At 63.0% G+C, this 16246-nt stretch carries 15 protein-coding genes; 11 read left to right on the forward strand and 4 right to left on the reverse strand.

The window, feature by feature from the left end; translation table 11 throughout:
• Position 1 precedes the first annotated feature (1 nt).
• The 9 genes from miaB (at position 2) to lexA (ending at position 8218) form a co-directional block, all read left to right on the forward strand.
• A complete protein-coding gene (gene miaB / locus WG907_RS13070) occupies positions 2 to 1354 on the forward strand; it encodes a tRNA (N6-isopentenyl adenosine(37)-C2)-methylthiotransferase MiaB (protein WP_340233374.1) in 1353 nt (450 codons plus the stop codon).
• Between the two features lie 103 nt (positions 1355 to 1457).
• The gene (locus WG907_RS13075; protein ID WP_340233376.1) at positions 1458 to 2456 is read left to right on the forward strand and encodes a PhoH family protein; all 999 of its coding nucleotides are present in this window, start codon (positions 1458 to 1460) and stop codon (positions 2454 to 2456) included.
• 39 nt (positions 2457 to 2495) lie between these two features.
• A complete protein-coding gene (gene ybeY, locus WG907_RS13080) occupies positions 2496 to 3008 on the forward strand; it encodes an rRNA maturation RNase YbeY (protein ID WP_340233377.1) in 513 nt (170 codons plus the stop codon).
• Between the two features lie 8 nt (positions 3009 to 3016).
• Positions 3017 to 3964, forward strand: a complete 948-nt coding sequence (locus WG907_RS13085) for a hemolysin family protein (RefSeq protein ID WP_340233379.1) — start codon at positions 3017 to 3019, stop codon at positions 3962 to 3964.
• Positions 3965 to 4032: 68 nt separating this feature from the next.
• Positions 4033 to 5025 (forward strand): anthranilate phosphoribosyltransferase, encoded by a 993-nt coding sequence (gene trpD, locus WG907_RS13090; protein WP_340233381.1) that lies wholly within the window; start codon positions 4033 to 4035, stop codon positions 5023 to 5025.
• Positions 5022 to 5813: an indole-3-glycerol phosphate synthase TrpC gene (gene trpC, locus WG907_RS13095; RefSeq protein ID WP_340233383.1), complete on the forward strand. Its 792-nt coding sequence runs from the start codon at positions 5022 to 5024 to the stop codon at positions 5811 to 5813. Before trpD ends, trpC begins: the two co-directional genes overlap by 4 nt.
• Positions 5810 to 6280: a cyclic pyranopterin monophosphate synthase MoaC gene (moaC, locus tag WG907_RS13100; RefSeq protein WP_340233385.1), complete on the forward strand. Its 471-nt coding sequence runs from the start codon at positions 5810 to 5812 to the stop codon at positions 6278 to 6280. Before trpC ends, moaC begins: the two co-directional genes overlap by 4 nt.
• Complete coding sequence (locus WG907_RS13105; protein WP_340233387.1) at positions 6277 to 7455, forward strand: molybdopterin molybdotransferase MoeA; 1179 nt, start codon at positions 6277 to 6279, stop codon at positions 7453 to 7455. Before moaC ends, WG907_RS13105 begins: the two co-directional genes overlap by 4 nt.
• A gap of 94 nt (positions 7456 to 7549) precedes the next feature.
• A complete protein-coding gene (lexA, locus tag WG907_RS13110) occupies positions 7550 to 8218 on the forward strand; it encodes a transcriptional repressor LexA (RefSeq protein WP_340233389.1) in 669 nt (222 codons plus the stop codon).
• Here lexA and WG907_RS13115 read toward each other — a convergent pair.
• On the reverse strand, positions 8179 to 10344 hold the full coding sequence (locus WG907_RS13115; RefSeq protein WP_340233391.1) for a ComEC/Rec2 family competence protein: 2166 nt from the start codon (positions 10342 to 10344) through the stop codon (positions 8179 to 8181). The genes lexA and WG907_RS13115 overlap by 40 nt on opposite strands.
• 53 nt (positions 10345 to 10397) lie before the next feature.
• Between WG907_RS13115 and gltX the strand changes: the two genes are divergently transcribed.
• Both gltX and WG907_RS13125 read left to right on the forward strand, forming a co-directional pair.
• Positions 10398 to 11867 carry a glutamate--tRNA ligase gene (gltX, locus tag WG907_RS13120; RefSeq protein WP_340233393.1) on the forward strand — a complete coding sequence of 490 codons (1470 nt, stop codon included), beginning with the start codon at positions 10398 to 10400 and terminating at the stop codon, positions 11865 to 11867.
• A complete protein-coding gene (locus tag WG907_RS13125; protein WP_340233396.1) occupies positions 11854 to 13140 on the forward strand; it encodes a citrate synthase in 1287 nt (428 codons plus the stop codon). The genes gltX and WG907_RS13125 overlap by 14 nt, the downstream gene beginning before the upstream one ends.
• A gap of 301 nt (positions 13141 to 13441) precedes the next feature.
• Here the strand turns inward: WG907_RS13125 and WG907_RS13130 are convergent, their stop codons facing one another.
• The 3 genes from WG907_RS13130 to WG907_RS13140 form a co-directional block, all read right to left on the reverse strand.
• A complete protein-coding gene (locus tag WG907_RS13130) occupies positions 13442 to 13711 on the reverse strand; it encodes a DUF1467 family protein (RefSeq protein WP_340233398.1) in 270 nt (89 codons plus the stop codon).
• A 103-nt stretch (positions 13712 to 13814) separates the two neighbouring features.
• Entirely contained in the window at positions 13815 to 15452 is a 1638-nt protein-coding gene (locus WG907_RS13135; RefSeq protein ID WP_340233399.1) for a ribonuclease J, read from the reverse strand.
• Entirely contained in the window at positions 15452 to 16231 is a 780-nt protein-coding gene (locus WG907_RS13140; protein ID WP_340233400.1) for a type III pantothenate kinase, read from the reverse strand. The genes WG907_RS13135 and WG907_RS13140 overlap by 1 nt, the downstream gene beginning before the upstream one ends.
• Positions 16232 to 16246 lie beyond the last annotated feature (15 nt).

The following is a 16246-nucleotide window of genomic DNA, read 5'->3' on the forward strand; positions in this document are numbered from 1 at the left end:
CATGAATCGAAAAGACGTCCCCAGCAAGACCCCCGAAACCTTCCACGTCAAATCTTTCGGATGCCAGATGAACGTCTATGATGGCGAGCGGATGGCGGAAATGCTGGCCGGTCAAGGCATGACCGCCTCGACGGACGGCGCGCAGGCCGATCTCGTTATCCTCAACACCTGTCACATCCGCGAAAAGGCGGTGGACAAGGTTTATTCCGACATCGGCCGCATGGTCCGCGACGACGGCACGCGACCCATGATCGCGGTCGCCGGCTGCGTCGCTCAGGCGGAAGGCGAGGAGATCAGCCGCCGCGCGAAAAGCGTCGACATCGTCGTCGGCCCGCAGGCCTATCATCGCTTGCCTGCCCTTATCAGCAAGGCCGTGCGGGGCGAGGAAGCAGTCGACACCGACATGCCCGCCTTCTCGAAATTCGACGCCCTGCCCGGCCGCACGAAGCAGGCGCGACCGACCGCTTTCCTCACCATCATGGAAGGGTGCGACAAATTCTGCACCTATTGCGTGGTGCCCTATACAAGGGGGGCGGAGATCAGCCGCAGTTGGTGCGCGATCATCGACGAGGCGAAGGCGCTGGTCGATGGCGGCGTCCGCGAAATCACCCTGCTGGGTCAGAACGTCAACGCCTGGACCGGCGAGGACGACAAGGGGCGTCTTCAGGGTATGGAGGGCCTCGTCCGTTCACTGGCCGCGATTCCCGACCTCAAACGTATTCGCTACACCACCAGCCATCCCAACGACATGAGCGAGGGGCTGATCGCCGCGCATGGCGATGTCGAAAAGCTGATGCCTTTCCTGCATCTGCCGGTACAGTCGGGCAATGACCGGATTCTCAAGGCCATGAACCGCAGCCATGACGTCGACAGCTATTTGCGCGTCATTGAGCGCGTTCGCGCCGTCCGCCCCGACATCGCCGTGTCGGGTGACTTCATCGTCGGCTTCCCTGGCGAAACGGACGCGGAGTTCGAAGACACGCTGAAGATCGTCGCGCAAGTTCGTTATTCGCAATGTTATTCCTTCAAATACAGCCCCCGCCCCGGCACGCCCGCCGCCGGCATGGACGGCCAGATCGACTCTGCCATCATGGATGAGCGGCTGGCTCGCCTGCAAACGCTCATCAACGCGCACCAGCAGGAGTTCAACGCGGCCACCGTCGGTCGGCAAACCGATATTCTGCTCGAACGCAAGGGTCGCCATGCGGGGCAATTGATCGGCAAGACGCCCTGGCTCCAGTCCGTCCATATTACCGCGCCGGAACTTTCGATCGGCGATATGGTCGATGTCGATATCGTCAGCGCCGGCCCGAACAGTCTCGCCGGACAGCCCAGCAGGAGGAAAGCCGCTTGAACCAACGCCTCGTCATTCCCGCATCGTCGGGAAGCCATCTCTGCCAATCCCCGCCGGACATAATTGGCAGGAAATGGACGGTGAGCGGGGGGAGTTGCTGAAAATGGGCAAGAAACCGCAATCCCGTATCGACACTGCCGAGCGCGCCCGGCTGGAAGTCACATTTGAAAAGCCCCATCTTCTGGGCGCGTTATTCGGACAATATGACCAGAATCTCGTCGCTATCGAAAATCGCCTGGGCGTCTATATCGCCGCGCGCGGCGGCAAGCTTCAGATTGAGGGCGAGGCTCACGCCGCCGCCCGTGCCCGGGACGTGCTGACCGGCCTCTACAACCGAATCGTCGCAGGCCAGGAAATCGACACCGGCGCGGTCGAGGCGGTCATCGCCATGTCGTCGGAGCCGATGCTCGACGGCATCATTCGTCACGACGTCGCCGAACCGCCCAAGGTGATGATCCGCACGCGCAAGAAGACGATCGTGCCGCGCTCCGCGACCCAGGTCACCTATATGGAAGCGCTGACCCGCAATGACATCATCTTTGCGCTTGGCCCGGCAGGCACCGGCAAAACCTATCTTGCCGTGGCACAGGCGGTCGCGCAGCTTATCACAGGAACGGTCGACAAGCTGATCCTGTCCCGCCCCGCAGTCGAGGCGGGTGAACGGCTCGGGTTCCTGCCTGGCGATATGAAGGAGAAGGTCGACCCCTATCTCCGCCCGATCTATGACGCGCTCTACGATACGTTGCCCGCCGAGCAGGTCGAACGCCGCATCGCCAGCGGCGAGATCGAGATCGCGCCGCTCGCCTTCATGCGCGGACGCACGCTGGCCAACGCCTTCATCGTGCTGGACGAGGCCCAGAATACGACCATCGCCCAGATGAAGATGTTCCTCACCCGCTTTGGCGAAGGCAGCCGCATGGTGATTTGCGGTGATCCCAAACAGGTCGATCTCCCCCAGCCGGGCGCATCGGGTCTGGCAGACGCCGTCGGGCGGCTGACCGGCGTGGAGGGCATCGCCATGGTGCCGTTCGGGATCGGGGACGTAGTTCGTCATCCGGTGGTTGGGCGGATTGTTCAGGCTTATGAAGGACCTGATGCGTGACACTATTAATCAGAACGAGCTGCAGCCGGATTGTCGGCGGTGATTGAGGTCGCTGTTCTGCATGATACGGGCTGGCCCGGGACAGACTGGCAGTCGCTCGCCGAGCGAGCGGTCGTGGCTGCGATCACGCACAGTCCCTATGTCGGCTTCACCACCGACCAGACCCTGTACGAAGTCGCGGTGAAACTGACGTCCGATGAGGAAGTGCACCAACTGAACCGTGCCTATCGCCAGAAGGACAAGCCCACCAACGTCCTGTCCTTCCCCATGGTCCAGCACGACTTGCTGGAAGCGACCGCCAATACTGACGATGGCGAGGTGTTGCTGGGTGATATCGTGCTGGCGGAAGGCGTCTGCGCGTCGGAAGCGGCGGAAAAAGGCATTTCCGTCGCCGATCATGCGGCGCATCTGATCGTGCATGGCACTTTTCATTTGCTCGGATATGATCATATGGACGACAATGAGGCCGAGGCCATGGAAGCGCTGGAAATTCGCGCGCTGGGCATGCTTGGCCTTCCCGATCCCTATGGGGATCGACGAACAGGGGAATAGGACGCGACATGGCTGAAGGCAGCCCGAAGGACAGTGCCGGTTCGAAAGAATCGGACAGTAGCGGCCACGAAGGCGGTTTATGGAGCGGCATCAAGGCGCTGCTCTTCGGCGAAGATGAGGGCCATAGTCTCCGCAAGGAGTTGGAAGAGGCGCTCGATGAATATGACGAGGACGCCGAAGAAGAGGGCGCCGCTGCACCGACCAAGGGCGACCTCTCAGCGATCGAGCGCCAGATGGTCCGCAATCTTCTGCATTTTTCCGAACATACCGTCGATGACGTGGCCGTACCGCGCGCCGACATCATTGCGATCGAGGAGAAGGCCAGCTTCGCGGAGCTCGCCGCGCTGTTTGCCGAAGCCGGACACAGCCGGATTCCCGTTTATCGCGACACGCTCGATACCATCATCGGCATGGTCCATATCCGCGATGCCTTCGCGATCCTCGCCGGCGCGGCCCCGGTGCCGGATTCGCTGGAGCCGCTGATCCGTCAGCCTTTGTTCGTGCCTGAAAGCATGGGCGCGCTCGACCTGCTCGCCGAAATGCGCGCCAAGCGCACCCATCTGGCGATCGTGCTGGACGAATATTCGGGCACCGAGGGGCTTCTGACGTTCGAGGATCTGGTCGAGGAAATCGTCGGCGAGGTCGAGGACGAACATGACGATGCGCCCGAAGCGATGCTGACGCTGCTGGAGGGTGGCATGTGGGAGGCCGATGCCCGCGCCGAACTGGACGATGTCGCCGAAGAAATCGACGAGAAGCTGGCCGATGTCGAGGAAGATGTCGACACGCTTGGTGGCCTCGCCTTCGTGCTGGCCGGCCGCGTACCGGAACCGGGCGAAATATTGGAACATCGGCAAAGCGGCTGGAAGCTGGAAATATTGGCAAGCGACGGGCGTCGAGTGTCCCGGCTGCGGCTGCATCCTCCTATGGCAAGATTTGAGGATGACGAAGAATAGGGTCTTACCGGACGCCTTGGATAAGAGGGCCTCGACTCGGGACGGCCCGCATGATTAAGGCGGCAACCATGTCTCGCCTCCCCGACCCGTCCCTGCCGCTTTCTCCCGAAGACGCCGCTCGCGCGTTCGATCTGCTGTTCGATGCCGATCTGCCCGAGGACGAGATCGCTGCATTTCTGGTCGCCATGGCAAAACGCGGCGAGAGTGCGGTCGAGATCGCCGCCGCCGCCCGCGCCATGCGCGCGCGCATGATCCCCATCGCCGCCCCACCGGGCGCGATCGACGTATGCGGCACGGGTGGCGATGGCCATCACACCCTCAATGTTTCCACCGCCGTCAGTCTGGTCGTGGCCGCAAGCGGCGTGCCGGTCGCCAAACATGGCAATCGCGCCGCCTCCTCAAAAGCGGGTGCGGCGGACACGCTCGAAGCGCTCGGTCTCGACCTCGATCGCGCCGCTACCACTGCGGAAGCAACGCTCGCCGACCTCGGCATCTGCTTTCTGTTCGCGCAGAACCATCACCCGGCGCTTAAAAGGCTCGGTCCCATCCGCAGGACGATTGGCCAGCGAACCATCTTCAACCTGATGGGCCCACTCGCAAACCCTGCCAATGTTCGGCGGCAACTGGTTGGAATTGCAAGACCTTCCTATGTTCCCATCTATGCTCAGGCGCTTTCCGACCTGAGCGTCGACCGGGCGATGATCGTATCGGGCGATGAAGGGCTGGACGAACTGTCGCTCGCCGGCGGCAATGATGTGGCTGAACTGAATGCCGACGGACTGGTGGCGATGCGGCGTATCACCGCCGCCGACGCCGGCCTCCCCGCGCATCCCATCGACGCGATTCGGGGTGGCAACCCGGCGCACAACGCCGCCGCCCTGCGCGCCCTGCTGCAAGGCAAGTCTGGCGCCTATCGCGACGCCGTGCTGCTGAACGCCGCCGCCGCCCTTTTCGTCGCCGGTAAGACGGCCGATCTGCGCGAAGGGGCAGGATTAGCCGCGGAAACCATCGACTACGGCCTTGCCAATGCGCTCCTAAACCGCTGGATTGCCTATACATGACCAATAAATTGACCGAGATTTTGGACGCCAAGCGCGAAGATGTAGCCCGGCGCAGGGCAGCGGCCACCATTTCATCGCTCCATGCCCGCGCCGCCGAACAGACGCCGCCGCGCGGTTTTCGTCAGGCGCTCGACGCCGCCGCCCGCTCCGGTTACGGCCTGATCGCCGAAATCAAGAAGGCGAGCCCCTCCAAAGGCCTGATCCGTGCCGATTTCGATCCCCCTGCCCATGCGCAGGCCTATGCCGCCGCCGGTGCCGCATGCCTGTCGGTGCTGACCGACAAGCCCTATTTTCAGGGACATGATGATTTTCTTATGGCGGCGCGTTCGGCCTGCGCACTGCCGGTGCTGCGCAAGGATTTCATGGTCGATCCCTGGCAGATACTGGAAAGCCGGGCGCTTGGCGCCGATGCCATACTGATCATCGTGGCCGCGCTCGATGATGCGCAGATGGTCGAGATCGAGGATGCGGCGATCGGCCTTGGGATGGATGTGCTGGTGGAGGTCCATGATGCCCATGAGCTGGAGCGCGCGCTTAATCTGCGCTCGCGACTTATCGGGGTAAATAATCGCGATCTCAGGGACTTCTCCGTCGATTTTGCTCGCACATATGAACTCGTGGGCAGCGCGCCCGCAGGCTGCACCTTCGTCGCCGAGAGCGGCCTTGGCTCCCATGCCGATCTCGTGGCGATGGCGGACCACGGCGTACGCTGCTTCCTGGTGGGGGAATCGCTAATGCGGCAGGCCGATGTCGAAGCGGCGACTCGCGCCCTGCTTACCGGCGCATGAGCGGCCTTACGCATCTGGACGAAGATGGCGCAGCGCGCATGGTCGATGTCTCGGCCAAGGCGACGACGGTACGGCAAGCGATCGCCGCCGGTCGCATCTCCATGGCGCAGGAGGCCGCCGCCGCGATCGGGCAAGGGCTGGTCAAAAAGGGCGACGTGCTCGCTGTCGCCCGCGTGGCAGGCATCATGGCCGCGAAACGCACCGCCGACCTCATTCCGCTCTGTCATCCGGTCGCGCTCAGCGCAGTCACGATCGATTTCACGCTCGACGTCGATGGAGTCGACGTCACCGCGACAGCGCGGAGCGCCGGTCGGACGGGCGTCGAGATGGAAGCGCTTACCGCAGCCAGCGTCGCGCTGCTCACCATTTACGATATGGCCAAAGCGTTGGATAAGGGCATGATCATCGGTAACGTCCGTCTGCTCGCCAAGTCTGGCGGCAAATCGGGTGACTGGCGCGCATCATGAGTCTGATCCCCGTGAACGAAGCGCAAGCGCGCCTGTTCGCACTCGCATCCTCACTGCCGGCTGAAGAACTGGCGGCCGTCGATTGCGCCGGGCGCTGGCTTGCGCGCGATCTCCACGCCTTACGCGATCAACCCTGGGTCGACCTGTCCGCCATGGACGGCTATGCCGTCCGCGCGTCGGAATGGCCCGGCCCCTGGACGGTCACGGCGACGAGCGCTGCTGGCGGGGGCGTGCCTGATCCGCTTGTTCAGGGCACCGCTTGCCGCATCTTCACCGGCGCGCCGATGCCTATTGGTGCCGACGCCATCCTCATTCAGGAAAATGCACGGGTTGAGGACGGCCGGTTGTCGGGCCTTGACGATGCGTTGACGCCAGGCCGTCACGTCCGGCCCGCCGGGTCGGATTTCAGGACAGGCGATTCGCTGCTCCCGGCCGGCTCGTGGCTCGGCCCCCCGCAAATCGCGCTGGCCGTTCTGGCCGGGCACGGCTGTCTCCCCGTGGGCGGAAGGCCGCGCGTCGCCCTGCTATCCACAGGTAACGAGTTGGTGCCGCCGGGCGCCCTTACCCCGCCCGGCAGGCTGCCCAGTTCGAACGCACCGATGCTTGCGGCGATGTTGTCCGCGCTGCCCTGCGATGTCATCGACCTAGGCATCGTTCCGGATGATCTTCCCGCCCAAACCGACGCTTTTGCTCGCGCCGCCGGGGCGGATATAATCGTCTCGACCGGCGGCGCATCGGTCGGCGACCATGATCTGGTGCGCCCCGCCTTTCTCGCAGCAGGGGGCACGCTCGATTTCTGGAAAATCCGCATGCGGCCAGGCAAGCCGTTAATGGCAGGCACCATCGGGCAGGCAATATTCCTCGGTTTGCCCGGCAATCCCGTTTCGGCTTTCGTTACGGCGACGCTCTTTCTGTTGCCGCTGGTCCGGAGCATGGCCGGCGCTGCTGCTCCGGGGCCGCCCACCATCCGTGCAAATCTGGGTTCCATCTTGCCAGCCACCGGCGAGCGCGACGAATATCTGCGGGCGTTTCGAAGCGATGCGGGCGTCGTATCGGTCACCTCGCAGGATAGTGCCGCCATGGTTTCGCTGGCGGCGGCCGACTGCCTGATCCTGCGCCCGGCCGGTTCGCCTGTCGGCCAACCGGGCGAGAGCGTAACGATCCTTCCGATTTAGCGAGTGATCCTGCCCACCGGGGATGTCGGTGCCGCTTGACTTGCCTCAATTCGTTTCCTAAGTGTTCTCCATCCGTTCCATGGAGGCAAGTGGCATGTTGACGCCCAAACAGCAGGAACTGCTGAACTTCATTCACAGCCGGCTCGAAGAGGGTGGTGTATCCCCCTCGTTCGAGGAAATGAAGGACGCGCTCGATCTGCGTTCGAAATCCGGCATTCACCGGTTGATCAACGCGCTCGAGGAACGGGGATTCATTCGACGACTGCCCAACCGCGCGCGGGCGCTCGAGGTTCTTAAATTTCCCGAGGCCGTTGGCCGAAGCGTCAAGCCGCCATTTGCCAAGCCCCAGCTTGCGCCGAGCTTGCCGGTCGCGGCGAATGACGTCATCGAAATTCCGCTGCACGGGCGGATTGCGGCCGGCGTACCGATCGAGGCAATGGAGGGGCAGACTATGCTATCCGTCCCCGCCGCGCTGCTTGGAACAGGCGACCATTATGCGCTTGAAGTATCCGGCGATTCGATGGTCGAGGCCGGTATTCTCGATGGCGACTTTGCCCTCATCCAGCGCACCGAGGTGGCACGCGACGGGCAAATCGTCGTGGCGTTGATCGACGAGCATGAAGCGACGCTCAAATATTTCCGTAGAGAGGGGCCAAAGGTCCGGCTCGACCCCGCCAATAGCGCCTATCAGCCGCAAATCTACGATACCGGGCAGGTGCGGATTCAAGGTAAGCTTGCGGGGCTGCTGCGCCGATATAATTGATACGGTGGCCGGCTGCGGGGTGGGACCGGAACCCAGGGATGCGCGTCGCCGGGGGACCGGACCGTCTGGATGGTGGCGCTCTCAAGGTTGATCGCAATCCCGCCGGTGCGGCGCAGCAAGGCACGGTCGGCTTTCAACCAGCGTGCCCGACACCAGTTAGGCAAGCGGCGGTTGCTCAGAACGATATCCGCCGCCGCGCAGTCGCGCTCCATGGCTGCCCTGTCGACCAGCATATCGGATCGAGTGACCAGAATGCGCCACGGGCGCCCACCCGCAACCATGCGCAACGCGCACATGTCGGCGGAACAACGGGCTTCGGGAAGCGCCGCAATAGCGGCCAGTGCGCCGTCGAAACCAGCGCTCTCCGATAGAGAGTCGCGCACATAATCGCCCGCTCGATCACGCAGGATCGCCATGCCGCCGCCAGCCGTCCGGACCGCAACATGGCCCCCGTCGCCAGTCACCAATATGTCGGGCGGAGAAGCAGTAAAAATCGCGATTAGCCCCGGCAGGATGGCGAGCAGACCCAGCCAGCGCAGGCTTGTACGCCACAACAGCACCCAAAGCCCGCCCATCACCATGATCCCGTAGAGCCAAGGCGAGGTGGCTGGCGCGAGCATTACCGCCATCGGGCTCGCTGCGACACTGTGGGCAATGAACAGCAGCAGCCGCAGTGCTTGGCCGGTCAGCCACCACACCGGCGCGCCCAGCCCTGCGATATCGAGCAGAAGCGCGAGCGCCTCCAGCGGCATCACGACGAACGTCGTCAGCGGGATGGCGATCAGGTTGGCAAAGGCGCCGAGCAATCCCGCTTTGTGGAAATGAAACAGGGCGATCGGCGCCAAGACCAGTTCGACCGCGAAGCCCGTCGCGAGCAGCGCCAACAGCGCCCTACCGATGCGGCGCGATACGCTTTCGTCGCGCGCGGCAACGAACGCCCGATAGCGGGGATGTTCGCCGAGCGCGACGATCGCGATTACCGCGGCGAAACTCATCTGGAAACTGGGGCCGACCAGCGCATCGGGCCACAACGCCAGCACCACCAAAGCGCCCGCCGCAACGAGGCGCAGCGTGATCGCGTCGCGCCCCAGCGCCAGCCCCGCCAGTACGAGCAGCGCCGCGACGCACGATCGTACCGTCGGCACCTCCGCCCCGGTCAGCAGCGTATAACCGATCCCGGCCAGTGCGCCGCCGGCCGCCGCGATCATCATCAACGGCAGGCCCAGTGTCGCTTGTCGGCTGATCGCCATCACGCGCAACAGCAGGAAGATGACTGCCCCGATGAGGGCTGTGACATGCAGGCCGCTGATCGACAGCAGATGGGCAAGGCCGCTTCGCCGCATGGCGTTTGCATCCGCTTGCGAAATCGATCCCTGATCCCCGGTTGCCAGGGCCATGGCGATACCTGCGGGCGGGCCATCGATCCGCTCGCGAATATGCGCCAGCAGTCGCGCGCGAAGCGATGGCCCGACCGTCGCCGCGCGCAGCACGACAACAGGTTTCAGCGCCTTGCCGGTCGCGCCGATCCCCAGAAAATAGGCGCGGCGCGCGAAATCATAGCCGCCCGGCACGTTTGCGGGAGCAGGCGGCATCAACCGTACCCGAAATCGGATCAGCGCGCCTTTGCCCAGGCCTTTGGGCACGTCTGCGGTCGCGATATTGACCCTGATCGTTGACGGCAAGGCCGGATCTCCCACCGGCCGAAGCAGCACACGGACTATCCCCTGCGCGGGTATTTCGCTTACCGACCGCACCTCTCCCGAAACCTGCGAGAATATGGCTCGTGCCAGGGGCGGTTCGCCGACCAGCATCGCCTTTCCCCAGACGAGCAGACACCCCATGCATGCGAGCAGTCCTCCGGCGACGATCATGTGCCTTAGCCGCATGCCAGCGGGCAGCATGACGCCGCAAAAAACCAGCGCCAGCGACCCGCAGGCGAATCCAAGCCAGGCATTGCGATCGGGCAGCATGAACCACGCCGCGATCCCGACGCCGAGCGCTACGGGCACCCACAGCGCGGCCTGTTCGCGCTCGATCTCCAGCCACTTCTCCACCCGTGCGGCGATGTCACGGACAAGCGTCTTTACCCCCGCCGGAACGTAGGTTTGTCGTGGCCGAAAAGCCATGCTAGGGGGCGTCGCATCCATGGTCGCAGCGACGAATGTCGGGGAATAACTGAGTGAGTGCAACGGGATTGAACAAGCAGGTCGTGACCCGTTTTGCGCCATCACCGACAGGCTATCTGCACATCGGTGGCGCGCGCACGGCTTTGTTCAACTGGCTGTTCGCGCGCCACCATGGTGGCAAGTTCTTGCTGCGCATCGAAGACACCGATCGCGCCCGTTCGACCGATGATGCCGTGGCCGCGATCTTCGACGGCCTGGACTGGCTCGGGCTTGGCGGCGATGAAGAGCCGGTTTTCCAGTTCGCCCGTACGCCGCGTCACGCCGAAGTCGCCAATCATTTGCTCACGGGCGGCCACGCCTATCGCTGCTATGCGACGACCGAGGAGCTTGCCGCTCTGCGCGAGGAACAGCGCGCCGCCAAGCAGCCGATGCGCTATGATGGCCGCTGGCGCGATCGCGATCCGGCGGAGGCGCCCGACGGCGCGCCATTCGTCATCCGGATCAAGGCGCCCCGCACCGGCGAAACGGTGATCGAGGATGCGGTGCAGGGCCGCGTCGTCGTTCAGAATGCCGAACTGGACGACATGATCCTGCTGCGTTCGGACGGCACGCCCACCTATATGCTCGCCGTCGTCGTTGACGATCATGACATGGGCGTCACCCACGTGATCAGGGGCGACGATCATCTGAACAACGCATTTCGCCAGTTGGCGATCATCAGGGCAATGGGTTGGGATGAGCCCGTTTACGCCCATATTCCGCTAATTCACGGATCGGACGGTGCCAAGCTTTCCAAGCGGCACGGGGCGCTCGGCGTCGACGCCTATCGCGACGAGATGGGAATGCTGCCCGAAGCGGTGATCAATTATCTGCTCCGCCTCGGCTGGGGCCATGGCGATGAGGAAATGATCAGCCGGGATCGCGCCGTCGAACTGTTCGACATTGGCGGGGTTGGCCGGTCGCCTTCGCGTTTCGACATCAGGAAACTGGAAAATCTGAACGGCCATTATCTGCGCGAAGCGGACGATGCCCGCCTTGCGGCGCTTGTCGCCCCGCGCGTGGCGGATCGCCTGAACGAGCCGCTGCCCGATAATGCCGATGCGTTGCTGACACTCGCTATGCCGTCGCTAAAACCGCGCGCGAAGACGCTTAACGAAATTGCCGAGGGTGCCGAATTTCTGTTCAAAAATTGCCCGTTGGATTTTGACGAGAAGGCATTGGCTCTGCTAGACGACTCCGCGCGCGCGCTGCTGGGAACGACAGCCGACGCTCTTGTCGCTGTCCAGTCCTGGACGGCCGAAGCGATCGAAGACGCAATACGTCGCGTGGCGGAGGATGCCAGTTTGGGACTGGGCAAGGTGGCGCAACCGTTGCGCGCGGCGCTCACGGGGCGAACAACCTCGCCAGGAATTTTCGATGTGCTTTTCCTTTTGGGGAAAGAGGAGAGCTTAAATCGGCTGACGATCGCCATGCGGCCTTCATTGGCCGAGGGCAGTAAGGGAGAACATGATGTCCGACACTAATGTCACCGTGACCGTGGGGGAAGAAACGAAAGATTATGCGGTGCTCAGCGGCACTGTCGGGCCTCAGGTCATCGATATTCGTAAGCTTTATGCGAATACTGGCATGTTCACCTATGATCCGGGCTTCACCTCGACCGCCAGTTGCGATTCCGGCCTCACCTATATCGACGGCGACGAAGGCGTACTGCTGCATCGCGGCTATCCCATCGGTCAGCTGGCCGAACAGTCTAGCTTCATGGAAGTCAGCTATTTGCTGCTGAACGGCGAACTGCCGTCCAAGGCGCAGCTGGACGACTTTACTTACACGATCACGCGCCACACCATGGTGAATGAGCAACTGACAGCCTTTTATCGCGGCTTCCGCCGGGACGCGCATCCCATGGCGATCATGTGCGGCGTGGTCGGTGCCTTGTCATCCTTCTATCACGATTCGACCGACATCAACGATCCCGATCAGCGCCGGATCGCCAGCCATCGCCTGATCGCGAAGATGCCGACGATCGCGGCCATGGCCTTTAAATATTCGGTCGGTCAGCCCTTCCTCTACCCGCGTAACGATTTGTCCTACACCGCCAATTTCCTGCGCATGACCTTTGGCGTGCCTGCCGAGGAATATGTGCCCGATCCGGTGATCGTGGACGCGATGGACAAGATCTTCATTCTCCACGCCGACCACGAACAGAATGCCTCGACGTCGACCGTACGTCTCGCCGGGTCTTCGGGCGCCAATCCGTTCGCGTGCATCGCGGCAGGCATCGCATGCCTGTGGGGGCCCGCGCATGGCGGGGCGAACGAGGCCGCGCTCAACATGCTGCGCGAGATCGGCACGGTCGATCGCATTCCGGAATATATCGCCCGCGCCAAGAACAAGGACGATCCGTTCCGCCTGATGGGCTTTGGTCATCGCGTCTATAAAAATTACGATCCGCGCGCGACCGTCATGCAGAAGACTGCCGAAGACGTGCTCAAGACCATGGGCGTCACCGATCCCGTGTTCGACGTGGCACGCGAGCTGGAACGGATCGCGCTCAGCGATCCCTACTTCATCGAAAAGAAGCTGTTCCCGAACGTCGATTTCTATTCGGGCGTCATCCTGTCGGCGATCGGCTTCCCGACCGAAATGTTCACCGTGCTGTTCGCGCTCGCTCGCACCGTCGGCTGGGTGGCACAATGGAACGAAATGATATCGGACCCCGCGCAAAAGATCGGTCGCCCGCGTCAGCTCTATACCGGCCCCAGCCAGCGCGACTATGTGCCGTTGACGCAGCGCTGAACGAATTGCGATGAACAGGAAGACGGCGCCCTCGGGCGCCGTTTTTCGTTTAGAGCACCGTGCGTAAAATGTGAGCCGTTCGCCCTGAGCGAAGTCGAAGCCTGTCCTGAGCGCCTGCTGCAAGCAGGCAGTCGAAGGGGGCCCTGCTGAGCGGACGCGATGCGCACTTCCCCCGGATCAAGTCCGGGGTCAGTGGAAGGCTTCGACTTCGCTCAGCCCGAACGGAGAAAAAGCGATCTCGATTTGAGGCGCGATGCTCTAGCGATACGATCCCCGGGTCGCAAACCATCCGATACAGTCCTTAGTCTGCGGCGTGATATCCCGGCAGATTTTCGACCGTGATCCATCCTTCGACATAATTGGCGTAATAAAGGCCAAAGAAGATGGTCGAAAGGATCGTCGCACGGATCATCACGCGGACAGGCTGGAAATTGCTGGGCGCACTGTCCGCCTGCCCCCGGAGCAACAGCTCGCCCGTCTCATCGGGCGTGCGAATGCCAAAGGGCAGGACGACGAACGCGCTGATCGTCCAGAACAGCACATAAATGGCGAAGATGGCGTACCAGTTCATAAGATGCCCCGTAAAGCGGATTGCCCGCCAATTGAAGCAAAACCCGTGTGCCCATGCCGAAACTTGCCGCGATCTAATCGGGCAGGTTCGGCGGCGCTTCCTTTCAGGCGCGAATCAGCAGAACGTCGACGATTGGCTTCTTGCCGGTCCAGCGGGTCGCCGTGCGACGCACAGCCAGCCGTACCCGCTCGCGCAATGCCTCATCCTCCAGCGATCCCTTGCCGACCACGCCAGCAGCATCGGTCGCCGCTTCCTTCAGAAAGGCGTCCTTATCCTCCTCGACCGGCACGCCCAGCGTGCGCAGCGTCGGTCGGCCGATCAGCTTGCCCTTGCCGTCGACCGCCAGCGCCACGCTGATCTGCCCGTGGAGTCCGACCTTGCGCCGCTCGTTCATCGTCGCCCCGTCCGCCGGCAGGATGACGTCGCCGTCCAGCACCAGCCGCCCCGATTCTTGATGACCGATGATCGCCGCCCGGCCGGGCGCGAGCCGTAGCAGATCACCGTTGGACTGAACCACCGCCTGGCCGATGCCGCTGGCAAGGCCAAGCCGCGCCTGTTCCGCCATATGCCGCCGCTCGCCATGCACGGGCAGCAATATCTCCGGCCGGATCCAGCCGTACATCGCCTGCAATTCGGGGCGACCAGGATGCCCCGATACATGGACTTCGGCCTGCCGGTCCGTGACCATCAGCACGCCTTTGGTTGCCAGCGCGTTCTGGATGTTGCCGATGGCGATCTCGTTGCCCGGTATCTGCTTGGATGAAAAGACGACGAGGTCGCCCTCGACGAGCTTTATCGGATGGGAGTTAAACGCGACACGCGCAAGCGCTGCCCGCGCCTCGCCCTGCCCACCGGTCGCGATGATCATCACTTCGTCGCGGGGCAGCGCCATGGCGTCGTCCCAGTCCACTGTAGGCGGAAAATCCTTAAGGTAGCCCGCCGCCTTCGCCGTCTTGATGATGCGATCGAGCGAGCGCCCTGCGACGCAGACCTGCCGTCCGCACGCTGCCGCGACCTCGCCCAATGTCTGCACCCTCGCGGCGTTGGAGGCGAAGGTGGTGACGAGCACGCGCCCCTTGGCCCCCGCAACCGTTTGCATCAACCCTTCGCGGACATCGCCTTCGGAGCCACTCGCCTGTTCGTTGAAGACGTTCGTACTATCGCACACCAGCGCCAGCACGCCCTCATCACCCAGCGCCGTCAACTGCGCCGGGGTCGATGGCACGCCCAGTAGCGGCCGGTCGTCCAGCTTCCAGTCGCCGGTATGAAAAATGCGGCCATAAGGCGTATCGATCAGCAGCGCATTGCCCTCGGGGATCGAATGCGCCAGCGGAAAATAGCGAAAGCCGAACGGGCCAAGCGCGAAACTGCCTTCATTCGGGATGACGTGCAGCTTGACGTCCTTGCTCAGTCCCTCTTCTTCCAGCTTCAACCGGATCAGTCCGGCGGTGAAGGGCGTCGCGTAAAGCGGCACGCCAAGGTCGGCGGCGAGGTACGGAATGGCGCCGATATGGTCCTCATGACCGTGGGTCAGGACGATGCCAAGCAGATCCTTGCGCCGCTCCTCGATGAACGAGAGGTCGGGCAGGATCAGGTCCACGCCGGGATAGGTCGGATCGGCAAAGGTCAGGCCAAGGTCGACCATGACCCATTTGCCCTGGCAACCGTACAGATTGACGTTCATGCCGATCTCGCCCGACCCGCCAAGGGCCAGGAAGAGCAACTCATTTCCGGGTGTCATTATATTTTCAAACTCCGTTCGTGCAGCAACGCGAGACCCTGGATCGTCAGGTCCGGCGCGATCGCATCGAAAATATCGCTGTTGTCGTTGAAGAGGACCGCGAGGCCCCCCGTCGAAATTACCTTGGTCGGACGGCCGATCTCGCTCCGCATCCGCGCGACCAGCCCCTCCATCATCGCCACATAGCCCCAGAATACGCCGATCAGCATCTGCGATTCGGTCGTCCGGCCGATGACCGAGCGGCTCTCGGGCGGAGCGATCGCGATCCGGGGAAGTTTCGCCGCTGCCGCCACAAGCGCATCGAGCGAGAGGTTGATACCCGGCGCAATAATGCCGCCTTTGTAAGCGCCGCGATAATCGACCACGTCGAAGGTCGTTGCCGTGCCGAAATCGATGACGATCAGATCGCCCTCGTAAAGATGGTGCGCGGCGATGACGTTTACAACCCGATCGGCGCCGACCGATGCCGGCTCCTGCACGTCCAGATCGATGCCCCATTCGACCGCACCCTGCCCCGCGACCTGCGGAACGACCTTGAAATATTTCTCGGACAAGACCTGAAGATTATGCAGCGCCTTGGGCACGACCGTGGCGATGATCACCGCATCGACCTGGGCCAGCGCATAGCCTTCCAGCATCAGCAGCTGGTTCAGCCACACCGCATATTCATCCGCCGTCCGGCGCGGATCGGTCGCGATGCGCCAACGCGCGCGGATGTCCCGCCCGTCGAGCAGCGCAAAAACGACATTGGTGTTGCCCGCGTCGATAGCGAGAAGCATGGCCGGCTCCCCCGG

It is taken from the genome of Sphingobium fluminis, assembly GCF_037723805.1.
GTDB lineage: Bacteria > Pseudomonadota > Alphaproteobacteria > Sphingomonadales > Sphingomonadaceae > Sphingobium.

Bases quoted from the DNA above. Each gene is read 5' to 3' on its own strand.
- miaB (WP_340233374.1), top strand. From the start codon at position 2: ATGAATCGAAAAGACGTCCCCAGCAAGACCCCCGAAACCTTCCACGTC.
- WG907_RS13075 (WP_340233376.1), top strand. From the start codon at position 1,458: ATGGGCAAGAAACCGCAATCCCGTATCGACACTGCCGAGCGCGCCCGG.
- WG907_RS13085 (WP_340233379.1), top strand. From the start codon at position 3,017: ATGGCTGAAGGCAGCCCGAAGGACAGTGCCGGTTCGAAAGAATCGGAC.
- trpD (WP_340233381.1), top strand. From the start codon at position 4,033: ATGTCTCGCCTCCCCGACCCGTCCCTGCCGCTTTCTCCCGAAGACGCC.
- trpC (WP_340233383.1), top strand. From the start codon at position 5,022: ATGACCAATAAATTGACCGAGATTTTGGACGCCAAGCGCGAAGATGTA.
- moaC (WP_340233385.1), top strand. From the start codon at position 5,810: ATGAGCGGCCTTACGCATCTGGACGAAGATGGCGCAGCGCGCATGGTC.
- WG907_RS13105 (WP_340233387.1), top strand. From the start codon at position 6,277: ATGAGTCTGATCCCCGTGAACGAAGCGCAAGCGCGCCTGTTCGCACTC.
- lexA (WP_340233389.1), top strand. From the start codon at position 7,550: ATGTTGACGCCCAAACAGCAGGAACTGCTGAACTTCATTCACAGCCGG.
- WG907_RS13115 (WP_340233391.1), bottom strand. From the start codon at position 10,344: ATGGCTTTTCGGCCACGACAAACCTACGTTCCGGCGGGGGTAAAGACG.
- WG907_RS13125 (WP_340233396.1), top strand. From the start codon at position 11,854: ATGTCCGACACTAATGTCACCGTGACCGTGGGGGAAGAAACGAAAGAT.
- WG907_RS13130 (WP_340233398.1), bottom strand. From the start codon at position 13,711: ATGAACTGGTACGCCATCTTCGCCATTTATGTGCTGTTCTGGACGATC.
- WG907_RS13135 (WP_340233399.1), bottom strand. From the start codon at position 15,452: ATGACACCCGGAAATGAGTTGCTCTTCCTGGCCCTTGGCGGGTCGGGC.
- WG907_RS13140 (WP_340233400.1), bottom strand. From the start codon at position 16,231: ATGCTTCTCGCTATCGACGCGGGCAACACCAATGTCGTTTTTGCGCTG.